The following is a 9,612-nucleotide window of genomic DNA, read 5'->3' as shown; positions in this document are numbered from 1 at the left end:
AGCTTACGCGTGCCATTATGCGCGCCCGCTTTTTGGCTGTGTTGCCGTTCGCGTGGGAGTGTGGCGTCGAGCCTTTGGACGGATCCTTCGTCGGCTGGTACGGCTAGGCCAAAAAGAGGCGCGGCGCCTCTCCTCTTTTTTGCATAGCCGTACCTTCCGCGGAAGGATCCGTCCACAGGATCGACGCCTCACTCAGACGCGAACGGCAACAAAGCCATTATGCGGGCGCGCTTTATGGCCCTCGTAAGCTGTCTTTGGTGCTTGGCGCAATTCCCCGTCACCCTGCGGGGGACTATCTTGCCGCGCTCCGTGAGATATCTGCGCAGCTTTTCTATCTCTTTATAGTCCACTCTCTTCACGTCATCGGAACAAAAGTGGCACACCTTGGGGCGACGCTTGCGCCTTCTATATGTTGCCATGCTAATCAAAACCTCCTCATAGCGTTAAAAGGGGACATCTGCCTCGTCGTCTCCGGACTCTTCTGTCGGCATCTCCGAGAAGTCGAGCGGAAAGTCCTCGGAGAGGCCCCCTCCATCGCGAACGTTGCCAACCTGAGGCCGCTCGAACCTCCTGGGTGCCGGCTCCAAATCCTCTCCCCGCGCAGAAGAACCCAAGAAGACCACGCTCGTGGCCACTACTTCGGATACCCAACGGCGATCTCCGGTATTCGTCTCAAAATTTCGAACCTGAAACCTGCCTTCCACGAGGACAGGGCGCCCCTTGCGCAGGTAGCGCTCGCACGATTCTGCCTGAGGTCCCCATACGACTACCGGAATGAAATCCGTCTGTTCCTTCAATTCGCCGTTTTTATCCTTCCACTGCCGGCCGACGGCCACCGTCAAACGGGTTACCGTCTGCTTATTTGCAGTGTAGCGCACTTCGGGGTCGCGCGCCAGGTTGCCCATCAAGATCACTTTATTGAACCCTCTAACCACGAGAACTCAACTCCTCACGCATCAGGGCGCACCAACATGTGACGCATCACAGAAGATTGGAGTCGCACGCGACGCCGCAGCTCCTTTACCTGAGACGGTTCCATGTTGAAGGCGTAAACTGCGTAAAAGCCCTCCTCCTTCTTCTGGATGGGATAGGCAAGGCGCCTCTTTCCCCACAAATCGACTTTGGCTATCTCGCCACCTATGCTTTTAACCAGCTCACCGACTTCATCGACAGCTACCTTGTGGTCCTCAAGCTCAGGATGAAAGAGGACCATCATCTCGTAAGGCCGCACCACTTCACCTCCTCCCCTCGGACTGACGGCCTCTTTTCACGAAAGAGGCAGGGATGTACCGTTGGCATTATATGCCATGATGTCTTTCGAGGCAATGGGTCGAGCTGTACCGCCTAAAAATTTGGAGTGCACGAGGCCTATGCTCATCTGAGGACTTAAGCAAGATTCTCGTTCGAGAAGGGCCAACGCGTCCGCCGTGTCTGTCATTTTATTTAGTAGCAGCAACCTAACGCGTCACGTCGGGACTGGCAACTTCTATGCGATATATGCGCTCTCCTGGCATCACGAGATTGAATTGCTCCCTCGCCTCACGCGCGATGCCCTCTTCCGTTTTGTAATAGAGGATCTTCTCCTCTTTGTCTTGTATCCCCCTCTTAAGTCTAACCAATTCCGCCACTCGCTGGTCGATCGCCGAGGACAAATGCCGCAATCGGGATAACTCCATGAGATAACTCGTCGTCAAAATTGCAGCTATTAAACCTACGATAGTCAGGCACAATATCCAACGAAGGCGTAACATTCCTCACATCCTCTCAGGGATCGATATCCCTAAGATGTCAAGGGTTTTTTCTAACACCACCTGAGTCGCTCGTACCAAAAGCAGCCTCGATTGCTCCAGCGGCTCACCGGCCCCCAAAACGCGATTGGCGTTGTAAAATACATGAAAATCGCCCGCCAACTGATATGCAAAATTTACGAGGCGATGAGGGGCAAGTTCGCTCGCCGCTCCTCCCATCTCCTCTGGAAAGGTCGAAAGCGTCTTTATAAGCTTCTTTTCCTCGGCGGTACCCAACGAAGCTATGTCCAACGCTTCAACCGTAGGGAGAGATACGCCTCTCGAGGCAGCCTCGCGAAATATGCTGTTGATCCTCGCACAAGCATATTGGACGTAATATACGGGGTTTTCAAGCGATGCCTGTTTGGCCAACTCGAGGTCAAAATCCAAGGGGCTGTCGCAGCGCCTCATCAGGAAAAAGTAGCGCGTAGCGTCAACACCGACCTCATCGATCACCTGGCGAAGGGTGACGAATTCGCCGGAACGCTTTGACATAGAAACCTGCCCCTCGCCAGAAAAAAGATTCACGAGCTGGATCAAAAGAATCTCAAGGTCCTCCGGCGACCTGCCGAGGGCCTGGACCGCGGCTTTCATACGCGGGATGTAGCCGTGGTGATCTGCCCCCCACACGTCGACGACCATATCAAAACCTCTGTCGAATTTGTCCTTATGATAGGCCACGTCGGAGGCGAAGTATGTGGGAGATCCGTTGCTCCTTATGAGCACCCGGTCTTTCTCGTCCCCAAAGGCGGTAGACCGAAACCAAAGCGCCCCGTCCTTTTCGTAGGTATATCCCCTATCCTTGAGGAAGCATATGGTTTCATCCACGAGGTTTTTCTCATAGAGTGCCTTTTCAGAATACCATACATCGAAGTGGACGCGGAAGTCATCCAGATCCTTCTTTATCCATTTGAGGATTTCCCTGGCAGAACGGGTTATAAAGGCTGGGAGGCTCTCTTCAAGCCTTACCCTTAAAAAACGATCCCCCTCGGCCTCTATTATCCCTCTTGCCAGGTCGTAGGTGTAGTCGCCCTTGTAACCATCCTCGGGGAAGGGAGCTTTATCGGGCTCTCCGAGCAGTTCGAAGTAGCGCGACTGAACGGAGCGGCCCAAAAGCTCCATTTGTAACCCCGCATCGTTTATGTAATACTCCCGCTCAACCCGCCAACCTGCCATAGCGAGGATATTGGCTGTTACATCGCCGACAGCGGCTCCCCTACCGTGTCCCACGTGCAGCGGCCCCGTGGGGTTTGCGCTCACAAATTCCACCTGAACCCTGCGGCCGCCTCCAAGATCGGAGCGGCCGTACTCTTCTGGCGAAGAAAGGATCTCGCGAAGGAGCGAGGCTTCCCACTCCCTCGTCAAGGATATGTTTATGAAACCGGGCCCCGCCACGGTGATATGCTCCACGTGCGGGTTTTGAGGAAGGTTTGAGATTATCTCGTTTGCGAGGTCTAAGGGGCGCTCGCCAAAGGTTTTAGCGAGTTGCATCGCCACGGTTGTGGCCCAATCCCCCAGCTCCGGTCGCCTCGGTCTCTCCAAAAAGACGTCAAAGCCTTCGGGCAGCTCCACTCCCTTCTTCGCAGCCACTGTCTTTACGGCTTCCATGAACAATCCTCTCAGCTGTTCGTCTATGTCTTTCATGTCATCACCTCTGCTGCAATCTTTAGCGCTTCCTAAAGGGCACCGTCAGTTCGTTCCATCGCACCATTTCTTTCAACGCATTGGATAACTCTGCGGAGGTATTTATATCCACAGTTGACGATTTCAAGATCAACATATAAGAAGAGTTCAAAAACCTCCTCTTTGCGTTCCACTTTAACTCCTCTTTAAAGATCACGTCTTTGCCTCCCCCCCTGACCGGCGGCGATGAGACAACATCATACCCTTTGGGGAGAGTGAATCGGCCTTCTTGCTCTACTATAAAGGGAAATAGGAAGTGGTAAGGGGGCGCGAAGTTGCCGAGCGACAATAAATCCTTCGGCACGGCCGACGGAAGCCTCAAAAGCATTTGCCCTCCAGCCGGTATTGCGACCATACCCGAAAAAGGCACGGTGATGCGGTAAGCATCTTTCAATACCTCGACAGCGGCATTCGCTACGTCAATTTGAAGGCCCGAAGGCCAGACGAAGCTATCTAAGAGTTCCCTGACGTCGCTCGACTCTCCCTCTGGCATCAATTCAATCCAACCACCCCGCAAGTGGAGCGAAACCTCGCCGCTTCCGCTTCCATTCTCGTCGACCGTGACGTTCCACCTAATGGTGAAGCGGTGGTCGGAATAGCTCCCTTGGGGTATTACATCCTTGACGACGTTGGCGCCGTCCAAGGCATATAAAGTGCGCCCCGAAAGAGAGCTCGGCACGCCGTTTATTATTGGATGCTTCCCATCGAGATAATATCGAGAAACACCGGGGGCAGAAAGGCGGAGCACAGGACGAAGCCAGATCCTCCCAGTGCCAGGCACTTTATCCGCCAACGGAAACGCCGGAAGCCACAGCACCTCGGATTTCCAATCGGCACTCTTTAGCCAGTGATGTAGCAGTCCCACCCTTTCCCACTCAGACCAAGGGCCCTCGGTTGGCAATTCGGATGCTGGGCGTGCCCAGTCCCAGGGCACTCCGCCGAGTTTTTTCTTCGGGTCGAGCGCCCAATCTATGATGCGCTGTCCGGCTTTGGCCTTGTTCGCGTCCTTCAAGGCGTCTTTGACAAACTGAGGCGTGATCGAACCCATCGAGTTCACCCAGTCCATCAGGGGCTGCAGGGCGTTAATCGCCCCTTCGCGCAGGCTGAAGGCTAAAACCCCCTCCCTTTGCGCCAAAATCCCCTTCCCGACCCAGGGAGGCTGGTTTAAGATCTGCCAGACATAGTGATCTGCTACGCCATCTCTTTCCAACTTGGGCTCTCCTGCCGAAGAAGACCAAAAGAGTTGCATACCGGACGGCACCTCTACGTTCACCCGTTGTTCCCATTGCGGCAGGTCGAGTACGGTCCATAGCACATCATCCACGTTGTACCTTTTGGGAAAAGTCCTCCGATAGGCGATGGCCAAAACGTAGTTGCCGTCCAAGGGTGGGACTCTTACGGTTACGAAGGGAACGCCGTCCTTCTCACTCGAGGGCACGAGGGGGGATATGAGCCTCCCCGACACGGGGTCGTAGAGTGCCGTTTCCTGCAAGGTGAGTTCTCCCTTGTGCGGCACAGGGATTTTCCAAGTCCTCCAGTTCTCCTTGAGTGGGCCGTTGGCGAAGATGAGCCAACGCGTAACCTGTTCCATATCCCCACTCGAAAGGAGGCGATAGCGGTTTTCCCGCAACCACACCATAGCAGAAGCCCCTTCGTATGCTTCAAGCGGAGGGGCTTCGCGGTATAAGCGCAAAATTTCCACCGGCGCGCTCCACTCCTTAGCGAAGGAAGGAAGGGGGAAGAAAAGTGAAAAGCAAAAGCATATCACCGCTATATAGAGCGAAGAGAGCCTGCGAAGAGTCATTATGCGTTCTTCCCACAACAATGCTTGTATTTTTTGCCGCTTCCGCAAGGACATGGGTCGTTTCGCCCCACTTTCGCTTTGTGACTTGGCGCTTTGGAGCCTCCACCGGAGGGCGAACCGACCCCCACCGGAACCTTATGACTTTGCACCGCAGGAACTGCTCTACGGGCGGGCCTATGCTCCTCCTTAGCGACCGAAACCTTCATCGCCAGCTCAGCCACCTTTTCTCGCACGCTCTCGAACATCTCTTGGAACAGGTTAAAGGACTCGAATTGATACTCGAGCAGCGGATCCTTCTGTCCTAAAGCGCGCAAGCCTATGCCTCGCCTGAGCTCATCCATCGCGAGGAGGTGTTCTTTCCAATGGCTATCCAAAACGTGCAGAAGGATAAAGCGAAAGAGCTCATTCGCCACATCGTGGCCCAATTCTTCGACCTTCTCATCGAAGCGCCGCCTGGCCTCCGAAACGACCGCCTTCTCCGCCTCCGGCAGCAGGGCGCGCGCGTCCACACCCTCCAAGTGCTTTTCAATGCCTGGACCGAAAATGTTCCTGAGCCGCAAAGCGGCCGCCCTGACCTGGGGCTCGCCGTTTTCGGGAAAGGCGCGCTCTAAGATGCCGCTTATGGCATCCTCCACCACCTGCCACGCCTCCTCTATCAAGTCTTCAGCGAAGAGGATGCGGCGTCGCTCTCCGTATACAGTCTCGCGCTGCTGATTCAAAACACCATCGTATTGCAATAATTGTTTGCGGATATCGAAGTGATACTGCTCCACTCGCTTCTGAGCTGACTCGATGGCCTTCGTAAGAAGGGGATGCTCGATGGCTTCCCCTTCTTCCATGCCGAGCTTCTCCATGATCCCCTGTATCCTCTCAGACCCGAAGATGCGCAGCAGGTCATCCTCAAGAGAGAGGTAAAAGCGAGACGAGCCGGGATCTCCCTGACGACCGCTGCGCCCCCTGAGTTGGTTGTCTATGCGCCGGGCTTCGTGCCGCTCCGTACCGACAACGTGAAGCCCGCCCAAGGAGACAACCCGCTCGTGCTCTGCGGCGCATAGGGCGCGCATCTGCTCGCGCAGCGCCGCATAACCTTCTGGATCGCCTACGGGGTCTATCCCCTTTCGAAGAGCCTCCTCGCGGGCCAGAAAATCTGGATTTCCGCCCAGAAGGATGTCTGTCCCCCTGCCGGCCATATTTGTTGCCACAGTGACAGCCCCAAGTCTGCCGGCCTGGGCGACGATAGCCGCCTCTTTCTCGTGGTATTTGGCGTTAAGAACTTGATGCGGCACGCCCCTCGCCTTGAGGAGTTTGCTCAGCCGTTCCGAATTTTCTATGGATGTGGTGCCGACCAACACGGGAGAGCCTACCTTGTAATGCTCGTGTACCTCATCCGCGACAGCTACAAATTTCTCCCTTACGGTGCGGTAGATGACATCCGGATGATCGACGCGGATCATGGGCTTGTTCGTGGGTATAACCACCACATCAAGGCCGTATATCTCTTTAAACTCCTCGGCTTCCGTGGCGGCCGTGCCGGTCATGCCCGCAAGTTTTTTGTACATGCGGAAATAGTTTTGGAGCGTGATCGTGGCGAGCGTCTGGCTTTCCTTCCCTATGCGCACCCCTTCCTTTGCCTCTATGGCCTGGTGAAGGCCATCGGAGTAGCGCCTGCCGAACATGAGTCGCCCCGTGAACTCGTCGACGATCACAACCTCCCCATCCCTCACCACATAATGTGTGTCGCGATGGAAGAGATGCCTCGCCTTGAGGGCCTGAACGATCTTGTGAGCCATCTCGGAGGTGGAGTAATCGCTGAAGAGCTCCTCTACGCCCAAAAGCTCTTCGCAGTGGGCTATCCCCTCCTCTGTCAACGCTGCATTTCGCTCTTTCTCGTCGATCTCGAAGTGGACGCCTTGCTTCAATTGCCTGGCTATGCGATCGGCGAGTTTATAAGGCTCATCGCTTTCTTCTGACGGACCGGAGATTATAAGCGGGGTGCGCGCCTCGTCTATAAGGATCGAGTCCACCTCGTCCACGATAGCGTAATGATGCCCCCTCTGGACTAGCTGGGATCTACTGACAGCCATGTTATCCCTCAGGTAGTCAAAGCCGAACTCGCTGTTCGTACCGTAAATGACATCAGCCTGATAAGCCCTCTGCCGCTCGCCCTGATCCATCATGGCGTAAATCACGCCCACGGATAGGCCGAGAAAGCGATATACGGCACCCATCCACTCCGCGTCGCGCTTCGCCAAATAGTCGTTAACGGTCACCACGTGGACGCCTTTGCCGGATAAAGCGTTGAGCACTACAGCGAGCGTGGCCACAAGCGTCTTCCCCTCGCCTGTCTTCATCTCCGCTATTTTTCCCTCGTGGAGGGCAATGCCTCCCATGAGCTGGACATCGAAGTGGCGCATGCCCAAAGTCCTTTTGGCAGCCTCACGCACCACGGCAAACACATCGACGAGCAAGTCGTCCAAGGCTTCACCGCTTTGGACGCGCCCCCTGAACTGAGCTATGGCAGAGGCCAGCTCCTCGTCGCTCATCTGTTCCATCTGAGGTTCGAGGGCATTGATCTTGCTCACTATGGCGCTATATCGTTTCAGAGTGCGCTCGTTAGGGTCGAAACCTAACATCTTCTTTACAGCCTGCAACATAGCCATTACCACCTTCAACAAACTTACGCTTCTCGATTATAGACCCACCTCTGACCGAAGACGGATCCGTAAAAGTCACTAATGAAAAAACCGCAAAGGTGAACTCTCTTTCTCTTTTAGGTTTACACCCATTATACCAGCCCACCAAAAACTGATGGGACGCAATTTGGACCACAGGCTCAGATGTAAAAGGGGTAAGGAGTCTTTAAGCGATTTTTCATCCTTACCCCCAACCTTCAATGCGACGATATTCTGCAAAAACTCGCCGCTATAAAGGCGTAGCCGGCACTCAAAGCTTCTTTGGACGCAGCTTGCCGAGGAAGTGACGAATGCCCTTGACCGGCGGTTCGTAAGCCAACTCGAGGCCGTAATCTACGCTTTCGCGCCGCTTGTAAACATCGTTAACGACTTCGGCTACGTATTCCATGTGCGAATTCGTGTAGGCCCTGCGCGGAATGGCAAGCCGGAACAGCTCGAGCTTCGGCAAGACCTCAGAACCGGTCTCTGGGTCGGCGGTGGCGAAAGCGAGGGCTCCTAGTCCTATCCCTCGCACAGCCCCCTCTATGTAAACTTCCGCAGCGAGGACATCGGCGGGGAAGAGCCGCTGGGGAATGCGAGGGAGGAAAGAGGCAGCGTCCACGAATATGGCATGTCCTCCGGCTGGCTTTACGAAGGGGACGCCGGCTTCGTCCAACAATTCGCCGAGATGCCTCACTTGGGCCACGCGGTGAGACATATATTCTTCGTCCGTCATCTCAAAAAGCCCTTGCGCGAGCGCTTGCAGATCTCGCCCTGCTAGTCCCCCATAGGTGGCAAACCCTTCGTAAAGGATGGTGCGCGGGAGCAAGACGTGATACATCTCCTCGTTTCTGCAGGTGATCATGCCGCCGATGTTGACCAAGGGATCTTTTTTGCACGAAACTGCCAAACCATCTGCCGCATCGGCCATGGCGCGGATGATCTCCTTCAACGACATGTTAGCACAGGACGGTTCGCGCATCTTGATAAAATAGGCATTTTCAGCCATCCGCGCTGCATCGAGAAAGAAGGGTATGCCGTATTTGCGGGCGACTTGCGAGACGTCCCTGATGTTTTGAAGGCTGACGGGCTGCCCGCCGCCCGAGTTATTGGTAACGGTGACCATTATCAGGGGGATATTTTCCTTGCCGTACTGGTTTATTACAGTCTCTAACTTACCTATGTCGACGTTTCCCTTAAAGGGATAGTCAGATACGAGGTCAAAGGCTTCGTCGACCACACAGTCTACTGGCTTTGCCCCGACGTTTAGGATGTGAGCCATCGTGGTGTCGAAGGGCATGTTGAAGGGGATGACGTCTCCCTTTTTACAAAGGGTGCCGAACAGGACGTTCTCGGCCCCTCGCCCCTGATGCGCGGGAATGACGTAATCGAAGCCCAAGATCTCTTTCACGGCATCTTTTAGGGCGTAGAAGCTCCTCGCACCTGCGTACGCCTCATCGCCCATCATGAGCGCTGCCCACTGCGCGGCGCTCATGGCCCCGGTTCCGGAGTCGGTCAAGAGATCCACGTAAACCTCTTCAGACCTCAGCCCGAAGAGGTTATAGTTGGCCCTGACGAGCGCCTCCTCCCGCACGCTCCGATCCGGAAGCCGCATCGGCTCCACCGCTTTGATCTTAAATGGCTCGGGTCCTATACGAGACCTCAT

8 protein-coding genes are annotated in these 9,612 nt (G+C 55.1%); all 8 read right to left on the bottom strand.

Annotation, left to right across the window (positions count from 1 at the left end; all coding sequences use genetic code 11):
* Positions 1 to 188: 188 nt before the first annotated feature.
* The 8 genes from rpsR to EZM41_RS05420 all read right to left on the bottom strand — a co-directional run bounded on the left by rpsR (position 189) and on the right by EZM41_RS05420 (position 9,612).
* Positions 189 to 419: a 30S ribosomal protein S18 gene (gene rpsR / locus EZM41_RS05455; RefSeq protein ID WP_198470116.1), complete on the bottom strand. Its 231-nt coding sequence runs from the start codon at positions 417 to 419 to the stop codon at positions 189 to 191.
* A gap of 24 nt (positions 420 to 443) precedes the next feature.
* Positions 444 to 935, bottom strand: coding sequence for a single-stranded DNA-binding protein (locus EZM41_RS05450; protein WP_198470115.1), 492 nt, complete (start codon positions 933 to 935; stop codon positions 444 to 446).
* Positions 936 to 949: 14 nt separating this feature from the next.
* The gene (gene rpsF, locus EZM41_RS05445; protein ID WP_342449243.1) at positions 950 to 1,234 is read right to left on the bottom strand and encodes a 30S ribosomal protein S6; all 285 of its coding nucleotides are present in this window, start codon (positions 1,232 to 1,234) and stop codon (positions 950 to 952) included.
* Positions 1,235 to 1,457: 223 nt separating this feature from the next.
* The gene (locus tag EZM41_RS05440; protein ID WP_198470114.1) at positions 1,458 to 1,751 is read right to left on the bottom strand and encodes an FtsB family cell division protein; all 294 of its coding nucleotides are present in this window, start codon (positions 1,749 to 1,751) and stop codon (positions 1,458 to 1,460) included.
* 3 nt (positions 1,752 to 1,754) lie between these two features.
* On the bottom strand, positions 1,755 to 3,431 hold the full coding sequence (gene argS, locus EZM41_RS05435) for an arginine--tRNA ligase (protein ID WP_198470113.1): 1,677 nt from the start codon (positions 3,429 to 3,431) through the stop codon (positions 1,755 to 1,757).
* Positions 3,432 to 3,453: 22 nt separating this feature from the next.
* Complete coding sequence (locus EZM41_RS05430; protein ID WP_198470112.1) at positions 3,454 to 5,274, bottom strand: hypothetical protein; 1,821 nt, start codon at positions 5,272 to 5,274, stop codon at positions 3,454 to 3,456.
* On the bottom strand, positions 5,274 to 7,928 hold the full coding sequence (secA, locus tag EZM41_RS05425) for a preprotein translocase subunit SecA (protein ID WP_198470111.1): 2,655 nt from the start codon (positions 7,926 to 7,928) through the stop codon (positions 5,274 to 5,276). The genes EZM41_RS05430 and secA overlap by 1 nt, the downstream gene beginning before the upstream one ends.
* A gap of 289 nt (positions 7,929 to 8,217) precedes the next feature.
* A complete protein-coding gene (locus EZM41_RS05420) occupies positions 8,218 to 9,612 on the bottom strand; it encodes a tryptophanase (protein WP_198470110.1) in 1,395 nt (464 codons plus the stop codon).

This window comes from Acetomicrobium sp. S15 = DSM 107314 (assembly GCF_016125955.1).
Classification (GTDB): Bacteria; Synergistota; Synergistia; order Synergistales; family Thermosynergistaceae; genus Thermosynergistes; species Thermosynergistes pyruvativorans.
This window is presented reverse-complemented; position numbering and strand designations above follow the sequence as displayed.

Bases quoted from the DNA above. Each gene is read 5' to 3' on its own strand.
- argS (WP_198470113.1), bottom strand. From the start codon at position 3,431: ATGAAAGACATAGACGAACAGCTGAGAGGATTGTTCATGGAAGCCGTA.
- EZM41_RS05430 (WP_198470112.1), bottom strand. From the start codon at position 5,274: ATGACTCTTCGCAGGCTCTCTTCGCTCTATATAGCGGTGATATGCTTT.
- EZM41_RS05420 (WP_198470110.1), bottom strand. From the start codon at position 9,612: ATGAGGTCTCGTATAGGACCCGAGCCATTTAAGATCAAAGCGGTGGAG.
- rpsR (WP_198470116.1), bottom strand. From the start codon at position 419: ATGGCAACATATAGAAGGCGCAAGCGTCGCCCCAAGGTGTGCCACTTT.
- secA (WP_198470111.1), bottom strand. From the start codon at position 7,928: ATGTTGCAGGCTGTAAAGAAGATGTTAGGTTTCGACCCTAACGAGCGC.
- EZM41_RS05440 (WP_198470114.1), bottom strand. From the start codon at position 1,751: ATGTTACGCCTTCGTTGGATATTGTGCCTGACTATCGTAGGTTTAATA.